21 protein-coding genes are annotated in these 16,625 nt (G+C 62.9%); 2 read left to right on the top strand and 19 right to left on the bottom strand.

The genetic code is table 11. The annotated features are described in order from the left end of the window. Positions 1 to 2: 2 nt before the first annotated feature. Genes nuoH through ndhC form a run of 12 tightly spaced genes read right to left on the bottom strand, consistent with a single transcriptional unit; the run spans position 3 to position 9,737 of the window. Complete coding sequence (gene nuoH, locus OU999_03530; GenBank protein WAC24274.1) at positions 3 to 1,046, bottom strand: NADH-quinone oxidoreductase subunit NuoH; 1,044 nt, start codon at positions 1,044 to 1,046, stop codon at positions 3 to 5. Then, the gene (nuoG, locus tag OU999_03525) at positions 1,043 to 3,061 is read right to left on the bottom strand and encodes an NADH-quinone oxidoreductase subunit NuoG (protein WAC24273.1); all 2,019 of its coding nucleotides are present in this window, start codon (positions 3,059 to 3,061) and stop codon (positions 1,043 to 1,045) included. Before nuoG ends, nuoH begins: the two co-directional genes overlap by 4 nt. Then, positions 3,054 to 3,644, bottom strand: coding sequence for a hypothetical protein (locus OU999_03520; protein ID WAC24272.1), 591 nt, complete (start codon positions 3,642 to 3,644; stop codon positions 3,054 to 3,056). Before OU999_03520 ends, nuoG begins: the two co-directional genes overlap by 8 nt. A 41-nt stretch (positions 3,645 to 3,685) precedes the next feature. Then, complete coding sequence (locus OU999_03515) at positions 3,686 to 4,321, bottom strand: hypothetical protein (protein ID WAC24271.1); 636 nt, start codon at positions 4,319 to 4,321, stop codon at positions 3,686 to 3,688. Next, on the bottom strand, positions 4,318 to 5,619 hold the full coding sequence (nuoF, locus tag OU999_03510) for an NADH-quinone oxidoreductase subunit NuoF (GenBank protein WAC24270.1): 1,302 nt from the start codon (positions 5,617 to 5,619) through the stop codon (positions 4,318 to 4,320). The genes OU999_03515 and nuoF overlap by 4 nt, the downstream gene beginning before the upstream one ends. Beyond that, on the bottom strand, positions 5,616 to 5,786 hold the full coding sequence (locus OU999_03505; protein WAC24269.1) for a hypothetical protein: 171 nt from the start codon (positions 5,784 to 5,786) through the stop codon (positions 5,616 to 5,618). Before OU999_03505 ends, nuoF begins: the two co-directional genes overlap by 4 nt. Next, positions 5,783 to 6,454 carry an NADH-quinone oxidoreductase subunit NuoE gene (nuoE, locus tag OU999_03500; GenBank protein WAC24268.1) on the bottom strand — a complete coding sequence of 224 codons (672 nt, stop codon included), beginning with the start codon at positions 6,452 to 6,454 and terminating at the stop codon, positions 5,783 to 5,785. Before nuoE ends, OU999_03505 begins: the two co-directional genes overlap by 4 nt. Beyond that, positions 6,454 to 6,798, bottom strand: coding sequence for a nuclear transport factor 2 family protein (locus tag OU999_03495; GenBank protein WAC24267.1), 345 nt, complete (start codon positions 6,796 to 6,798; stop codon positions 6,454 to 6,456). Before OU999_03495 ends, nuoE begins: the two co-directional genes overlap by 1 nt. After that, positions 6,786 to 8,000 carry an NADH-quinone oxidoreductase subunit D gene (locus OU999_03490; GenBank protein WAC25338.1) on the bottom strand — a complete coding sequence of 405 codons (1,215 nt, stop codon included), beginning with the start codon at positions 7,998 to 8,000 and terminating at the stop codon, positions 6,786 to 6,788. Before OU999_03490 ends, OU999_03495 begins: the two co-directional genes overlap by 13 nt. A gap of 20 nt (positions 8,001 to 8,020) precedes the next feature. Then, a complete protein-coding gene (locus OU999_03485; GenBank protein ID WAC24266.1) occupies positions 8,021 to 8,758 on the bottom strand; it encodes an NADH-quinone oxidoreductase subunit C in 738 nt (245 codons plus the stop codon). Positions 8,759 to 8,808: 50 nt separating this feature from the next. Further along, entirely contained in the window at positions 8,809 to 9,402 is a 594-nt protein-coding gene (locus tag OU999_03480; protein WAC24265.1) for an NADH-quinone oxidoreductase subunit B, read from the bottom strand. Continuing rightward, positions 9,372 to 9,737: an NADH-quinone oxidoreductase subunit A gene (ndhC, locus tag OU999_03475; protein WAC24264.1), complete on the bottom strand. Its 366-nt coding sequence runs from the start codon at positions 9,735 to 9,737 to the stop codon at positions 9,372 to 9,374. The genes OU999_03480 and ndhC overlap by 31 nt, the downstream gene beginning before the upstream one ends. 249 nt (positions 9,738 to 9,986) lie before the next feature. Here ndhC and OU999_03470 point away from each other — a divergent pair, with 249 nt between their 5' ends. Beyond that, the gene (locus tag OU999_03470; protein WAC24263.1) at positions 9,987 to 10,436 is read left to right on the top strand and encodes a YbjN domain-containing protein; all 450 of its coding nucleotides are present in this window, start codon (positions 9,987 to 9,989) and stop codon (positions 10,434 to 10,436) included. Positions 10,437 to 10,457: 21 nt separating this feature from the next. Here the strand turns inward: OU999_03470 and OU999_03465 are convergent, their stop codons facing one another. Both OU999_03465 and efp read right to left on the bottom strand, forming a co-directional pair. Then, the gene (locus OU999_03465; protein WAC24262.1) at positions 10,458 to 11,276 is read right to left on the bottom strand and encodes an inositol monophosphatase family protein; all 819 of its coding nucleotides are present in this window, start codon (positions 11,274 to 11,276) and stop codon (positions 10,458 to 10,460) included. A gap of 12 nt (positions 11,277 to 11,288) precedes the next feature. Then, entirely contained in the window at positions 11,289 to 11,852 is a 564-nt protein-coding gene (efp, locus tag OU999_03460) for an elongation factor P (GenBank protein ID WAC24261.1), read from the bottom strand. Positions 11,853 to 12,089: 237 nt separating this feature from the next. Here efp and OU999_03455 point away from each other — a divergent pair, with 237 nt between their 5' ends. Next, positions 12,090 to 12,317, top strand: a complete 228-nt coding sequence (locus OU999_03455; protein ID WAC24260.1) for a hypothetical protein — start codon at positions 12,090 to 12,092, stop codon at positions 12,315 to 12,317. Here OU999_03455 and thiE read toward each other — a convergent pair. From thiE to gap, 5 genes are all read right to left on the bottom strand, one after another. Next, the gene (gene thiE, locus OU999_03450; GenBank protein ID WAC24259.1) at positions 12,258 to 12,905 is read right to left on the bottom strand and encodes a thiamine phosphate synthase; all 648 of its coding nucleotides are present in this window, start codon (positions 12,903 to 12,905) and stop codon (positions 12,258 to 12,260) included. The two genes, OU999_03455 and thiE, sit on opposite strands and share 60 nt — an antisense overlap. Next, entirely contained in the window at positions 12,902 to 13,333 is a 432-nt protein-coding gene (locus tag OU999_03445) for a hypothetical protein (GenBank protein WAC24258.1), read from the bottom strand. Before OU999_03445 ends, thiE begins: the two co-directional genes overlap by 4 nt. A 72-nt stretch (positions 13,334 to 13,405) precedes the next feature. Further along, positions 13,406 to 14,305: a fructose bisphosphate aldolase gene (locus OU999_03440; GenBank protein ID WAC24257.1), complete on the bottom strand. Its 900-nt coding sequence runs from the start codon at positions 14,303 to 14,305 to the stop codon at positions 13,406 to 13,408. A gap of 53 nt (positions 14,306 to 14,358) precedes the next feature. Beyond that, complete coding sequence (locus OU999_03435) at positions 14,359 to 15,549, bottom strand: phosphoglycerate kinase (protein ID WAC24256.1); 1,191 nt, start codon at positions 15,547 to 15,549, stop codon at positions 14,359 to 14,361. A 36-nt stretch (positions 15,550 to 15,585) separates the two neighbouring features. Further along, positions 15,586 to 16,593 carry a type I glyceraldehyde-3-phosphate dehydrogenase gene (gap, locus tag OU999_03430; protein ID WAC24255.1) on the bottom strand — a complete coding sequence of 336 codons (1,008 nt, stop codon included), beginning with the start codon at positions 16,591 to 16,593 and terminating at the stop codon, positions 15,586 to 15,588. Positions 16,594 to 16,625: the final 32 nt, after the last annotated feature.

Below are 16,625 nucleotides of genomic sequence, written 5' to 3'. Positions count from 1 at the left end.
TATCAGACCCCGTATTTCGTCAGCATCAGGTAACCCGACACCAGGAAAATCCACAGCAGCGAAATGGGCAGGAACACCTTCCAGCCCAGCCGCATCAGCTGGTCATAGCGGTACCGGGGAACGGTCGCCTTGACCCAGCTGAAGATGAAGAAGAACGCGGAAATCTTGAGGATCAGCCAGAAGATTCCCGGCACGGCGTAGAGCGGCGCCCAATCGACCGGCGGCAGCCAGCCACCCCAGAACAGCACCGCGTTGAGCGTGCACATCAGCAGCACGTTGGCATATTCGCCCAGCCAGAACAGCGCGAAGGCCATCGACGAATATTCGGTCTGATACCCCGCGACCAGCTCGCTCTCTGCCTCGGTGAGGTCGAACGGCGCGCGCGCGGTTTCGGCCAGCGACGAGATGAGGAACATCACCGCCATCGGGAAGAGCAGCAGGTTGAAGCCGTACCAGTTGACGAAGCCCAGGCCATGGCCGCGCTGCGCCTCGACAATGTCGTTCAAGTTGAAGCTGCCGGTCCACAGCACCACCGAGATGATGATGAAGCCGATCGAGACTTCGTACGAAATCATCTGCGCCGATGCACGCAGCGCCGAAAAGAACGGATATTTCGAGTTCGACGACCATCCGGCGATGACGACGCCGTACACGCCCAGCGAGCTGATCGCGAGGATGTAGAGCAGGCCGACATTGAGGTCTGCCAGCACCATGTCCTGATCGAACGGGATCACCGCCCAACTGAGCAATGCCACAGTGAAGGTGATGATCGGTGCCAGCAGGAACAGGCCCTTGTTGGCGCTCGAGGGAATGATCGTTTCCTGCAGGAACACCTTGGCCGCATCGGCGAAGCTCTGCAGGATCCCAAAGGGTCCGACGACGTTCGGCCCGCGCCGCAGCGCCATGGCCGCCCAGATCTTGCGATCGAAATAGATGACGATCGCAACCGACAGCATCACCGGCAAAGCGATGAGCAGGATCAGGATGAGGTTGGCGACGAACCAGCCCCAGCCGGTGCCCAGTGCGGATTGGAAAAACTCGGTCATTCTGCGGCCTCCAGCATCTCTTCGCCGTGCAGCAGTTCAGCCGAGCAGCGCTGCATCGTCGCGGAGGCACGGGCGATGGCATTGGTGAGGTAGAAGTCCTTGATCGGATAGCCGACTTCGCCCGACGGGCTGGCTGCCAGCTTGGGCGGCGCCCAGTCATAGCTGGCAAGGCCTTCGACACCCAGCGCCGGGACCGCAGCGACCATCGCCGCGCGGCATTCGGCAAAGCTGTCGAACGGCAGCTTGTGGCCCAGAACCTCGGACAGCGCGCGCAGGATCGACCAGTCCTCGCGGGCATCGCCCGGCGCGAACACGGCCTTGTCGCTCATCTGCACCCGGCCCTCGACGTTGACATAGGTGCCGTTCTTTTCAGGGTAAGCCGCAGCGGGCAGGATGACATCCGCAGCGGCAGCGCCCTTGTCGCCATGATGGCCGACAAACACCTTGAAGCTGCTATCGAATTTGCTGAAGTCCACCTCGTCCGCGCCCAGCGCGAACAGCAGCTTCGGCTTGGCGGCGACCAGATCGGCGATACCGCCGGGCTGCGCCCAGCCGAGCATCAGCCCGCCCATGCGCGATGCCGCCATGTGCAGCACGTTAAAGCCGTTCCACGGACCATCTTCGGTGTCGCGGACCACATTGAAGCTTTCAGCCAGCGCCAGCGCCGCGCCATGCACGCCCTCAACCGCCAGCGCGCCGCCGCCCAGGATGATCGCGGGCCGCTTGGCGCCCTTCAGCGCCTCGGCAACCGCATCGGGCAGCTTCGCCAGCAGCCCCATGTCATTGCCCAGCCATTCGACCTTGTAGGTGAGGTCGATTTCGGCACCGATGCCGAACACCTTGGCACCATGCTTGATCGCCTTGCGGATGCGGGTGTTGACCAGCGGCGCTTCCCAGCGCGGGTTGGTGCCCACCAGCAAGATAGCGTCAGCGGTCTCGATGCCGTTCAGCGTCGAGTTGAAATTGACTGCAGCCAGGCTCGACACGTCGTATTTCAGGCCGGTCTGACGGCCTTCGATGAGGCTCGACCCCATCAGGCCGAGCAGTTCGCGTGCGGCGAACATGGTCTCGCAATCTAGCAGGTCGCCGGCGACCGCCGCGACGCTCGATCCGGCCTGCACATCGGCGATCGCCTGGAACGCTTCGCCCCAGCTTGCCGGAACCAGCTTGCCCTCACGGCGGACATAGGGCTTGTCGAGACGGCGGCGCATCAGGCCATCGACCGCATAACGGGTCTTGTCGTGCGCCCATTCTTCGTTGACGTCGTCATTGACGCGCGGCAGCACGCGCAGCACTTCCCTGCCCCGGCTGTCGAAGCGGATATTGGTGCCGACCGCATCCATCACGTCGATGCCGAGCGTCTTCTTCAGCTCCCAGGGCCGTGCTTCATACGCATAGGGCCGCGAGGTCAGCGCGCCGACCGGGCACAGATCGACGACATTGCCCGAAAGCTCGGACGAGACCGCCTTTTCGAGATAGCTGGTGATCTGCATGTTCTCGCCGCGCCCGACCGCACCGATCTGCTCGGTTCCGGCAACTTCCTCGGCAAAGCGCACGCAGCGGGTGCAGTGGATGCAGCGGGTCATCACCGTCTTGATGATGGGCCCCATGTACTTTTCGGTCACCGCGCGCTTGTTTTCGTCATAGCGCGATCCGCCGCGGCCATAAGCGACCGACTGGTCCTGCAGGTCGCATTCGCCGCCCTGATCGCAGATCGGGCAATCGAGCGGGTGGTTGATCAGCAGGAATTCCATGACGCCTTCGCGCGCCTTCTTCACCATGTCGCTGTTGGTGCGGACTTCCTGATTGTCCATCGCGGGCAGCGCGCAGCTGGCTTGCGGCTTGGGCGGCCCGGGCTTCACCTCGACCAGGCACATGCGGCAGTTGCCGGCAATGCTCAGCCGCTCATGATAGCAGAAACGCGGGATTTCCTTGCCGGCGGCCTCGCAGGCCTGCAGCACGGTCGCACCCTGGGGGACTTCGACCTCGATCCCGTCGACGGTAAGCTTAGGCATTCTTGTCTCCACCACCGGACGCAGCGATCGCCCGGTCGTACAATGCAGTGGCAACGTGATTGCGCACGTCGCGGATGTTGAGCTGGTAGTTGAAACCGATCGGCATGCAGTCCTTGAGCGCGCCATCAAACGCCATCATCGCGGCCCGCTCCTGCGCCGAGTCATAGTCCGTCGCGATCAGCGCGCGCGCCTGAACCGGGGCAGTGCCCGCCAGGCAGCGGCCATAGGCAATGACGAAACGCCGGCCTTCGGTCTCGGTCGGACGATCCATCTGCTGCGGACCCAGCGCCTCGGCATGGCCCGCGAGCGCCGCATCAGCCTTGAGCACAGCTTCCGCCAGCGCGCCGCGTGCCTCGCCGGTGCGCATCGTGATAAAAGGGCGTCCACGCGCGCAACTGGCGGTGCCTTCCATCAGCCGCTTGGCCAGGGCGCGTTCTTCGGCAGTGCCAACTTCGCTTGCCAGCAACGCGCGCACCCTTTCGGGTTCCTGTTCCAGCACGCAGGCGGCAAAATCGGAAACAACCTGCTGCTTGGGCACCAGCACAGGCTCCGCCGCCCCCGCGATCGCGGGGGTTGCGAGCATGGCTGCTGCAAGCAGAGAGAGGCTGGCGCGCACCATGAGGATCAGCTCGCCGTGCTGCGCTTGGCAGCGCGATACAGTGCCTCTGCCACCAGCGAACGGGCTGAAGCATTGTCCATCGAGCTGAAGCTGGTCTTGGCGATGCACTCGCGCAGACGCGGCATCAGCGCGGAGAGCGCTGCGCCCTCTTCAGGGCTCTTGGGAGCGGTGGCGATCAGCGCGCGAACCTCGTCCAGGCTGCCATCGGCGGCGCAATCGGCAAAGCGCTCCTTCTCCCCTGCCTCGTCCGAACGAACGGCGAGCGCCTCGACATTGGCGCCCGAATATTTGGTCCAGAACATAGCTTCGGCCAGGCTGCCGCGCACCGACATGCCGCCCAAGGTAAAGTCGCCCGAAGGCATGCAGTCGAAATTCGCCTGGGTCAGGCGACGCGACGCCGCCCGCTCTTCCAGGCTCTCCTGCCGGGTATCCAGCAGCGCCTCGACAAATTTCGGGTTCCGCTTGACTGCGCAGAGGGCAAAGGCACGCATCGTATCCGCACCGCCCAGGCCATAACGCTTGAGCGTCGCCTTGACGGCATCTTCGGGAACGTTCCACCAGCCCGGCCCCTGCGCATGCGCGGGAGCGTTAACCGATGCCATGGCCAGAGCGGCCAGCGTTGCCTTTGCCAACATCCTCATTCTGCAGCCTCCATCATTGAAACACTTCCCTGTTTCTCGATGATGCGGCGTTCCATCTCGGGGCGGAAATGCCGGATCAGGCCCTGGATGGGCCAGGCGGCGGCATCGCCCAGAGCGCAGATGGTGTGCCCTTCGACCTGTTTGGTGACTTCGTAGAGAGTATCGATCTCGCTGATATCAGCATCGCCCGTGCGCATGCGCTCCATGACGCGCCACATCCAGCCGGTGCCCTCGCGGCACGGGGTGCACTGGCCGCAGCTTTCGTGCTTGTAGAAATAGCTCAAGCGGCTGATCGCCTGAACAATGTCGGTGGACTTGTCCATGACGATGATCGCGGCGGTGCCAAGGCCCGAGCCGACCTCTTTCAGGCCGTCGAAATCCATCGGCGCATCAATGATCTGCGCGGCGGGCACGAGCGGCACCGACGATCCGCCTGGGATCACCGCAAGCAGATTGTCCCAGCCGCCGCGAATGCCACCGCAATGACGCTCGATCAGTTCGCGGAACGAGATGCTCATCGCTTCCTCGACCACACAGGGCTTTTCGACATGCCCGCTGATCTGGAACAGCTTGGTGCCCTTGTTGTTCTCGCGGCCGAAGCTGGCGAACCAGGCAGCGCTGCGACGCAGGATGGTGGGCACCACCGCGATCGATTCGACGTTGTTGACCGTGGTCGGGCAGCCATAAAGCCCCGCGCCTGCCGGGAACGGCGGCTTGAGGCGCGGCTGGCCCTTCTTGCCTTCCAGGCTTTCGATCATCGCGGTTTCCTCGCCGCAGATGTACGCGCCCGCACCGCGATGGACGAACACGTCGAAGTCAAAGCCCGACTTGGAGGCATTCTTGCCGATCAGGCCGGCTTCATAAGCCTCGTCGACCGCAGCCTGCAGCACCTCTGCCTCGCGGATATATTCCCCGCGAACATAGATATAGGCGGCGCGCGCGCGCATCGCGAAACCGGCGATCAGCGCGCCTTCGATCAGCTTGTGCGGATCGTGACGCAGGATCTCGCGATCCTTGCAGCTGCCGGGCTCGGATTCGTCGGCGTTGATGACCAGGAAGCTCGGACGACCGTCCTTCGATTCCTTGGGCATGAAGCTCCACTTCATGCCGGTGGGGAAGCCCGCACCACCGCGTCCGCGCAGGCCAGAAGCCTTCACTTCCTCAATGATCCTGTCCTGGCCCCAGGCAATCAGGTCCTTGGTATTGTCCCAGTCGCCGCGCGCCTGCGCTGCCTTCAGGTTCCACGGCTGATAGCCATAGACGTTGGTGAAGATGCGATCCTTGTCAGCGAGACTCACGAGTTGCTTCCTCCCGACCGGCTGCGGCTGAAAATACCGAAACCGCCGAACAAAAATGCCAATATCGCCCAGACAACCCAGCCATCACCATTGATGAACTTGAAGATCGCCAGCGCGAGAAAAATGATGCCGAGCAGCGGAACGCCGGCCTTGACGGGCTGGGTCATCCCCATTCCCCGCGATAATCATGGTTGGCATCGACCATCTGTTTCAGCGTGGTCGGCCCGCCTTCGGGTTCGCTGGTGTGGCGACCCGGAATCTGGGTGCCCGTCTTGGGGCTTTCGCCCGCCGCGAGCGCCTCGAGAATGCCGATCGTGCGATCGTAATCGAGGTCCTCGTAATTGTCGTCGTTGATCTGGACCATCGGCGCATTCGCGCAATTGCCCATGCATTCGACTTCGGTCAGCGTGAACAGGCCGTCGGGCGTGGTCTTGCCCTTGACCAGACCCTTGTTGGCACATGCCGCCATCACGTCATCGCTGCCGCGCAACAGGCACGGCGTCGTGCCGCAGACCTGGACATGATAGCGGCCCACGGGCGCGAGATTGTACATGGTGTAGAAGCTCGCCACCTCATAGGCGCGAATATACGGCATATCGAGCATCGCGGCGACATATTCGATCACCGGCACCGGCAGCCAGCCCTGGGTCTGCGTCTCTGCACCCACCTGGCGCTGGGCCAGATCGAGCAGCGGCATCACCGCGCTGCGCTGACGCCCATCGGGATAGCGCGCGATGATGGTCTTCGCCTTGGCAAGATTGTCTTGCGAGAACGCGAACGCACCCCAGCGGGCGCGGGTTTCGGCTTCATCGGGAATATGGGCTGCGTCAGCCATCAGCGGATAAACTCCACGCGCGACACCTTGTCGCCTTCAAAACTGTAAATCGACATGACCTCGAACGGTTCGGCATCGGCCGAGCGCGCGACCTTTTCGTGCAGAACCACCGTCTCGCCCAGCACATGGCCCGACAGGATGTCGGCGCGGTTCTGGGGAAATTCGGCGAACATGGCCTTGAGGCCCGCACGCACGCCTTCGCGTCCTTCGCGCAGCACGGCACCGCGATAGCCTGCCTCGCAGGCATCCTCGGTCATCAGCGCGACATAGGCATCGGCATCCTGCGCATTGTAATGCGCAATCATTGCCTCAGCCACCGCCAGCCTGTCGCTCACCGGTCGCACTCCCCGAACACCACATCGATGGCCCCCAGAATGGCGGTCGCATCGGACAGCATGTGCCCCTTACTCATGAACTCCATCGCCTGGAGATGGCTGAACGCGGTCGGGCGGATCTTGCAGCGATAGGGCTTGTTGGAGCCATCGCTGACCAGATACACGCCGAATTCGCCCTTGGGACTTTCGGTCGCGACATAGACTTCGCCCGCCGGAACGTGAAAGCCTTCGGTATAGAGCTTGAAGTGATGGATCAGTGCTTCCATCGACTGCTTCATCTCGCCGCGCTTGGGCGGCACGACCTTGCGATCCGACGAGGCGATCGGGCCTTCGGGCATTTCGTTGAGGCACTGGCGCATGATCCGGGCGGACTGGCGCACTTCCTCGACACGGACCATGAACCGGTCATAACAGTCGCCGCGCGTACCGACGGGGATGTCGAACTCCATGCGGTCATAGACATCATAAGGCTGCGACTTGCGCAGATCCCAGGGAATGCCGCTGCCGCGGATCATCGGGCCGGAAAAGCCCCAGCGCACCGCATCGTCCTTCGACACCACGGCGATATCGACGTTGCGCTGCTTGAAGATGCGGTTGTCGACCACCAGGCTCATCGAATCCTCGAACAGCTTGGGGAAGGTGTCGAGCCAGTCGGCCAGATCGGTCAGCAGCTTGAGCGGAACGTCCTGATGCACGCCGCCGGGACGGAACCAGGCGCTGTGCATGCGGGCACCGGAAGCGCGCTCGAAGAAGTTGAGGCAATCCTCGCGAATTTCGAACAGCCACAGGTTGGGCGTCATCGCACCCACGTCCATCACATGCGCACCCAGGTTGAGCATGTGGTTGCAGATGCGGGTCAGCTCGGCGAACAGCACGCGCAGATACTGGGCGCGCAGCGGCACTTCCAGGTTCAGCAGCTTCTCGATCGCCAGCACATAGCTGTATTCCATCGCGAGCGGCGAGCAGTAATCCAGCCGGTCGAAATAGGGCAAAGCCTGCAGATAGGTCTTGTACTCGATCAGCTTTTCGGTGCCGCGATGCAGCAGGCCGACATGCGGATCGATCCGCTCGACGATCTCGCCGTCCAGTTCCATCACCATGCGCAGCACGCCGTGCGCTGCGGGATGCTGGGGCCCGAAATTGATCGTGTAGTTCTGGATTTCCAGATCGCCGGACGTCGAATCCTGTTCGACCAGAGCTTCGGCGGTCATATCCTGAAGCGACTCAGCACTCATGCCTTGTCCTCCTTGGTGGGAGCGTTCTCGCTGGGCTTGGCGGCTTCCTTGTTGGCAGCTGCCCCCGCGCCGGTGTCAGACGGCTTATCGGTCGTCTTGGGCGTCGGCGCCTGGGGCGGACCGCCCAGCGACTTCTCGTCACCCGGCAGCACGTAATCCGCACCCTCCCAGGGCGAGGTGAAATCGAAATTGCGGAAGTCCTGCGCCAGCTTCACCGGCTCATAGACCACACGGCCCTGCTCTTCCGAATAGCGCATCTCGCTATAGCCGGTGAGCGGGAAGTCCTTGCGGAAGGGATGGCCGCGGAAGCCGTAGTCGGTGAGGATACGGCGCAGGTCCGGATTGCCGGCGAAGATCACGCCGTACATGTCGTAGACTTCACGTTCCAGCCAGCCAGCGACCTCCCAGATATGCGTGACGGTCGGCACCGGGGTGTCCTCGTCGGTCGTGCAGGCGACGCGGATGCGGTGGTTCTTCGTCAGGCTGAGCAGGCAATAGACCACCTCGAACCGTTCAGCCCGGTCGGGATAATCGACGCCTGCGATTTCCATGAGCTGCTGGTACTCGTGCAGGTCGCGCAGCAGGTCGAGTGCTTCGGCCACCGCCTCGCGGCGCACGGTGAAGCAATATTCGCCCTGCGCAAAGCGCGTCGCCAGCAACCGGTCACCCAGCGTGGCGGCGACAGCGTCGCCCAGGCCATCGAGAACGGCATAACGTGGTGCCGAATGTCCCATGTGCGTCCCTTAACCGGCCCGCCTCCACAGCGGGCCCTTCACCAATCAAATCAACGCTCGATCGTGCCCACCCGGCGGATCTTGCGCTGCAACTGCATCACGCCGTAGAGCAGAGCCTCGGCGGTCGGCGGGCATCCGGGGACATAGATGTCCACCGGCACGATGCGGTCGCAGCCCCGCACCACCGAATAGCTGTAATGATAATAGCCACCGCCATTGGCGCAGCTGCCCATCGAAATCACATATTTCGGCTCGGACATCTGGTCATAGACGCGGCGCAGCGCCGGGGCCATCTTGTTGCAGAGCGTGCCTGCGACAATCATCACGTCCGACTGGCGCGGCGAGGCGCGCGGCGCGACGCCAAAGCGCTCCATGTCATAGCGCGGCATGTTGACGTGGATCATTTCCACCGCGCAACAGGCAAGGCCAAAGGTCATCCACCACAGCGAACCGGTGCGTGCCCATTGGAACAGCTCTTCGGTCGAGGTGACGAGGAAGCCCTTGTCCGAAACCTCGGCATTGATGTCGTTGAAGAATCCGGCGTCAGGCAGCGTCCCGGCGGCCGGAACGACCGCGCCGGACGGGCTGGTGACAAGGCCGGAATTTTGCGGATTTACTCCCAATCGAGTGCTCCCACTTTCCATGCGTAGACAAGGCCGATGACGAGTTCGAACAGGAACACCATCATGGTGGCCCAGCCCGCCCAGCCAATCTGTTCGAGCGACACCGCCCAGGGGAACAGAAATGCCGCTTCCAGATCGAAGATGATGAACAGGATGGCGACGAGGTAGAAACGGACGTCGAACTGGCTGCGCGAATCCTCGAACGCGGGGAAGCCGCATTCATATTCGCTCAGCTTGGCGACGGAAGGTTTGTTTGCGCCTGTGAGCCGCGACACCCCGATCGGCAGAAAGACAAACGCCACCGACAAGAGCAGAGCGACCGCCAGGAACAGCAGGATCGGCAGATATTCGGCCATGCGCGCGTCCCATTCGTGCGTGTTGCTTCGGGCGTCTTTAGGCCAGCGGCCCGGCTATCGCAAGCCGCAACACCCCCTTTTTTGCGGCAATGCACAAGCCGGCAAAAGTCATCAAAAGTTGCGCATTTCTGTGCGTTTGGGCACAGTCCGCAAAGGGCAGCTGTGCAAAAAGACATGCAGAGTGCAGCGGACAGCCTGGCACTGGAGGGATTCGAAACGATGAGGGGTTTGAAATCAGGGGTTTTTGGGGTGGCAACGGCACTGGCGGCGATGATCGCCCTGCCCGCCCAGGCGCAGAATGTGACCGCCACCAGGCCGGACACCATCGCTGCCGTATTGAAGGCGCGCGGCCTGCCGAGCGAACTCAAGACGGGCGAAGGCAATCCCTATATCCGCAGCGCCTATGATGACATGCCCTTTCTTGTCGCGCTGATGAACTGCGACGACGCCAAGGCCAATTGCGCCACGGTGCAATTCTATTTCGGGTTCAACGACCGCAAGGGCTTCAGCCTCGACAAGCTCAACGAATGGAACGCGACCAAGCGCTTCGTCCGCGCCTATCGCGACAACGAGAATGATCCGGTGCTGGTGATGGACGTCGATACCGACAAGGGCGGCATACCGCAGGCGGTGTTCAACGAGAATCTGAGCGTCTGGCTGGACCAGATGCAGCAATATCGGCGGTATGTGACCGAGTGATCCGGCACAATGCCTGGCTGGTCAGCGCAGCGCGCCGACCAGCAGCTTGTGCAGCCGCGAATGCAGCGCGTCGTTTCCGGCAATCACCTGCTGGCGCTCCATCGGCTGGCTGCCGCCGCGATAATCGGTGACGAATCCGCCTGCCTCGCGCACCAGCAGGATGCCTGCTGCAACGTCCCAAGGCTTGAGGCCGCTTTCCCAGAAGCCGTCGAACTTGCCGGCGGCAAGCCAGGCCAGGTCGAGCGAAGCCGCACCGAAGCGGCGGATACCGGCAACCTCGGGCGCGATCGCGCCGAAGATGCGGGTCCATTCAGCCATGTCGCCATGACCAAGGAACGGAATGCCCGTCGCAATCAGCGCTTCGTTGAGATTGCGCCGACCCGACACACGCAGGCGGCGGTCGTGCAGCCACGCACCGCGCGACTTTTCTGCCCAATAGCTTTCGTCGGTAACCGGCTGATAGATCAGCGCCGCACTGATCTCGCCCCAGCCCTTGCCGTCGAGCGTCGGTTCCTGCACCGCGATCGAGATCGCGAAATGCGGGATGCCGTGCAGGAAGTTGCTGGTGCCGTCGAGCGGATCGATGATGAAGCGCGGCTTGCCGGGCTCGGCAGGAATGTCGCCGCCCTCTTCCAGCAGAAAGCCCCAGCCGGGCCGTGCCTTGCTCAGCTCGTCATACAGGATGCGTTCGGCGCGCTGGTCGGCCTTGGAGACGAAGTCCGCCGGGCCCTTTTGCGAGACCTGCAGGTGCTCCACCTCGCCAAAGTCACGCCGCAGGCGGCCGCCCGCCTTGCGCGCGGCGCTTTCCATGACACGGATGATGGCTGAGATGGCAGGCATGGATAGGTCCGATCAGTCCGCCTTGCGGACATATTCCTTGGCGTAGACATCAACGACGATGCGCGTGCCGCTGCTGATATGCGGCGGCACCATGACGCGCACGCCATTGTCGAGGATCGCGGGCTTGTAGCTCGACGAAGCGGTCTGCCCCTTCACCACGGCATCAGCCTCGACAATCGTGGCTTCGATCTGGTCGGGCAGCTGCACCGAAATCGGGCGCTCGTCGTACATTTCGAGCGTGACCTGCATGCCGTCCTGCAGAAAGGCAGCCTCGTCACCCAGCAGCTTGGCGGCGATGGTGATCTGGTCGTAGGTTTCCTGGTCCATGAAGACATAGTCGTCGCCATCGGCGAACAGGAACTGGAAATCCTTGGTATCCAGACGCACCTTCTCGACCGTATCGGCGCTGCGATAGCGGATATTGGTCTTGCGGCCGTCTTCCAGGTTCTTCATCTCGACCTGCATGAACGCACCACCCTTGCCGGGCTGGGTGTGCTGAATCTTGGCAACCTTCCAGATGCCACCTTCATGTTCCAGAATATTGCCGGGGCGAATATCGACACCGCTGATCTTCATGCGAGGCTCGTTTCCATTGGATTTCAGGGAATGGACAGGCCCTCTAGGCGCATGATGCGGGCATGGCAAGGATTTTGGACGGCTCGCGTGCGGCAGAACGGACGACACATGGCATCCGTCGACGCAAAGGCCGCACCCGCCGATCAGCCCCCCACAATGACGCTTTCTTCCTATCTAACGCAAACTGCAGATTGTAGATGAGACACAGCCCCAAAGCTGCTATGAAGCCGCCGGGGATTGGACCAGAAGACCATGCCACTGTTCAGCATCAAGACGCCCGCCGCCGGCATTTTTGGCCGTTCACGCAACGAAATCGCCTCGGCGCATTCGGGGCGCGGAGATGCGCTGCCCGGCGTGGAGGAGTTTGAGGCGGACTTTGTCAGCTACCTCACCCGGCTGGAGGGTTCAGCCCGCGCCTGTGCCGCGGCCCTGGGCCATGATCGCAAGGAACTCTCGCACGGCTGATTGCGGCCCATCCGCATGGTTCCACACGCCGCCTGAAACCGCGAGAAAATCTGCCCCGGCCTCGACCAGTGCAGCGGCGTTGGCGGTGGTGATACCGCCTATGGCCACACAGGGCAGCTCCATCATCGACGACCACCAGTTCAGGATTTCCGGTTCGGCCTGATATTTCGCCTGCTTGGTGCTGCTGGGGTAGAAAGCCCCGAACGCGACATAATCCGCGCCTGCTTCCCCGGCTTCGAGCGCCAGATGGCGGCTGTTGTGGCAGGTCACACCGATCTGGGCGTCGCGTCCCAGCACATCGCGGGCCTCGCGCGGGTCGCCATCGCCCTGCCCCAGATGAACGCCATCGGCCCCCAGCCTTTTGGCCAGCGCAACGCTGTCATTGACGATGAACGCGCAGTCATGCTCGGCGCAGATCGCCTGCAAGGGTGCAGCCAGCCGCGCGGCGGCGTGCTGGTCCATGTCCTTGACGCGAAACTGGAAGGCCGCGACCGGCCCGCCCTCCAGGGCGGCGCGCAACCGATCCGGGAAATCCCCGCCGGTGTCGAGCGGCGAGATCAGGTAAAGCTGGCAATCAGGGTCGCTCATGGCTGTCGTCCGTGGTTCAGTGCGCCCAGAAAGGCGGGCAGATCATCAAGTCGATGGGCAATGGTGCGGATGTCCCGGCGTCCGGATTGCATCGGCTGGACAAGATCGATCATCACATTGGGATAGGCAATCAAGGCCAGGTTGGACACCGATTTCGCTTTTTCCGCGCCCGATTCCCAGCTCGTGCGGACAGCGGCGATATTGTCGCGCCGGACATCATGGCGCCGCAACGTGCCGACACGCATCACAAGGCCTGATTCATCCAGCACGACCGGCAGCCGTCGCATCGAGCGGATCAGGGCCACCAGCCAGGCGATCGTGGCAAGGCTCACGACCGATGCCGCCAGCGCCACATGAGCGTTCCAGAACGCCAGCAGAAAATGCACGACGAACAGTTCGATCCCGCTGAGCCCGATCAGCACCCACATCATCGGCGCGATGCCGCGATGGTAATGGAAGCGGAGCGGCCCTGCCGGAACAGGACCGCTCGCCACCATGTGTCAGGCAACCGAGGCAGCGTGGATCTCGTCGATCGCGCCGCCAAGCGAGGCGTCGAATTCCTCGTCGCTCATCTGGTGCTTGAGATCGTTGAGCAAGGCGCGCGAGAAGCTGGCGATCACGCCGGGGTTCTTGGCCAGTTCGACACAGGCCTCTGCCCGGCTGAAACCGCCCGAAAGCGCAACCACGCGGATCACCGCAGGGTGCGCGACCAGATCGGCGAACAGATCGGCCTTGGCGGGCAGCGACAGCTTCAGCATCACGCGGCGACCCTCGGGCAGCGCGTCCAGCGCCTTTTTCAGCTCGGCAAGCAGGATAGCGTCGCACTCGGCGCGGGTCTCGCTCTTGATGTTCACTTCAGGCTCGATGATCGGGATCAGGCCGTGGTCGAGGATTTCGCCCGCCACTTCGAACTGCTGCTGGACGATCGCGGCGATGCCGGACGCCGAAGCCGAGTTGATCACCGAGCGCATCTTGGTGCCGAAAATGCCCAAAGCCTTGGCGCGCTCGAGCAGGTCGCCCAGGCCGCCGATCGGCTTCATCAGCTGCACGCCGTCCGCTTCATCCTCCAGGCCCTTGTCGACCTTGAGGAAGGGCACCACACCGCGCTCCCACAGCAGCGCAGGCACGCTCTTGCCGCCCGCTTCACCATCCATGGTGCGTTCGAACAGGATCGCGCCGATCACCTTGTCGCCATTGAAGCAGGGCGACGTGACGATGCGGCTGCGCATGCCGTGGATCAGGGCGAACATCTCCTCGTCGCTGCCCCAGGCGCCATCTTCGATGCCATAGCCCTTGAGTGCCTTGGGAGTCGAACCACCGCTCTGGTCCAGCGCGGCAATGAAGCCCTGGCCGCTCTCGATCTTGGCAAGCATCTCGTTGAAAACTGCGGTGTCGGTCATGATGGTTCTTCCCTGAAGTTTGCAGGCTTATGGTTGATTGTTGATACGCGCTCTCAGCTGTGCAGCGCCTTGACGCCGGGCAGTTCCTTGCCTTCCATCCATTCAAGGAAAGCACCGCCAGCGGTTGAAACGAAAGAGAAATCATCGGCAACGCCAGCGTGGTTGAGCGCAGCAACGGTATCGCCGCCGCCTGCCACCGATACCAGAGTGCCTTCGCGGGTCAGCGCCGCTGCCGTGCGGGCAAGCGCGACCGTTGCCGTGTCGAACGGCGGATATTCGAACGCGCCAAGCGGTCCGTTCCACACCAGGGTGCGGCACGTCTTGAGCACATCGGACAACGCCTCGACCGCGGCCGCGCCGACATCGAGGATCATTTCATCGGGTTCGACCTCGTGCACATTGGCGGTGCGGCACGGCACGTTCGCGCCGAATTCCTTGGCCACCACGACGTCATACGGCAGATGGACGGTGCAATTTGCCTTGTCGGCCGCTTCCAGAATGGCGTTGGCGGTATCGGCCAGATCATGCTCGCACAGCGACTTGCCGACATCGACCCCGCGCGCGGCGAGGAAGGTATTGGCCATGCCGCCACCGATGATCAGATGATCGACCTTGCCAACCAGATGGGTCAGCACATCGAGCTTGGTCGACACCTTGGAGCCGCCGACGACCGCAGCTACCGGATGTTCGGGCGAGCCGAGCGCGGCCTCCAGCGCCTTCAGCTCCGCTTCCATCTGGCGACCGGCAAAGGCGGGCAGCACATGCGCCAACCCTTCGGTCGTCACATGCGCGCGGTGCGCGGCGGAAAAGGCATCGTTGACATAAAAATCGCCCAGCGCCGCCATCTGCCTGGCGAGAACCGGGTCGTTCTTCTCCTCACCGGGGAAGAAGCGGCTGTTCTCCAGCACGGTGATGCTGCCCGGATCGAGCACGTCGATGGCGTGACGATCGGGTGATTCGAGAAAGCCGACCGGACGGCCCATCACCTCGGCCAGCGCATGCGCGATCGGGCGCAGCGTGAATTCGGGATCGACCTTGCCCTTGGGGCGGCCGAAATGCGCGAGCACCAGCACCTTGGCGCCATGATCGGCGAGTTCGGCCAGCGTCGGCATCGCCGCACGCAGCCGGGTATCGTCGGATACCCGGCCTTCGTGCATCGGCACATTCAAGTCTTCGCGAACCAGGACGGGCTTGCCCGCCAGGCCGTGGCGATCGGCAATCAGGTCATCGAGGGTCTTGAACATGCGCTGGCTTTCTTCCCTTTTGTGAGGCCGATCCGATCAGAGCAGCCCGGCGATGACGCCAGCGGTGTCGACCATGCGGTTCGAGAAGCCCCATTCATTGTCGTACCAGCTGATCACGCGCACCAGCTTGCCGTCGATCACCGCAGTTTCCAGGCTGTCGATGGTCGAGCTGGCCGGATCGTGGTTGAAGTCGATCGAGACCAGCGGCTCGTCGGTATAGGCCAGCACGCCCTTGAGCGGACCTTCGGCAGCGGCCTTGAGCGCGCCGTTGATTTCCTCGACCGTGGTGTCACGGCCCGGGGTGAAGGTCAGATCGACCAGGCTGACATTCGGGGTCGGCACACGGATCGCCGAACCGTCAAGCTTGCCCTTCAGTTCGGGCAGCACCAGGCCGACGGCGCGCGCTGCACCGGTGGTGGTCGGGATCATCGACATGGCGGCGGCGCGCGCACGGCGCATGTCGCTGTGGATCTGGTCGAGGATCTTCTGGTCGTTGGTATAGCTGTGCACCGTCGTCATCAGGCCGCGCTCGATACCGACGAGATCGTTAAGCACCTTGGCCATCGGCGCGAGGCAGTTGGTGGTGCAGCTGGCGTTCGAAACGACCAGATCGTCGGCGGTCAGCACGTCATGGTTGACGCCATAGACGATGGTCTTGTCCGCGCCGGTCGCGGGTGCCGAGATCAGCACGCGCTTGGCACCTGCGGTCAGGTGCGCGCTCGCCTTGTCCTTGTCGGCAAAGAAGCCGGTGCATTCCAGAGCGATGTCAACGCCCATCGCGCCATGCGGCAGCTTGGCGGGGTCGCGCTCTGCGGTCACCTTGATCGCCTTGCCGTTGACGATCATGCTGTCGCCTTCGGCTACGACGGTGCCGGGGAATGCGCCATGGACGCTGTCACGCTTGAACAGCAGGGCATTGGCCTTGGCATCGCCCAGGTCGTTGATCGCGACCAGTTCCAGATCATGATCGGTCCGCTCCAGGATCGCGCGCGCGACCAGACGGCCGATGCGGCCAAAACCATTGATTGCAACCTTGACTGCCATGGAAATTCTCCTGCTTTCAATTCTTTGATATG

The organism is Blastomonas sp. SL216, from assembly GCA_026625625.1.
GTDB lineage: Bacteria > Pseudomonadota > Alphaproteobacteria > Sphingomonadales > Sphingomonadaceae > Blastomonas.
The sequence above is the reverse complement of the archived record's forward strand: the minus strand, read 5'-3'. Positions and strand labels throughout refer to the sequence as shown.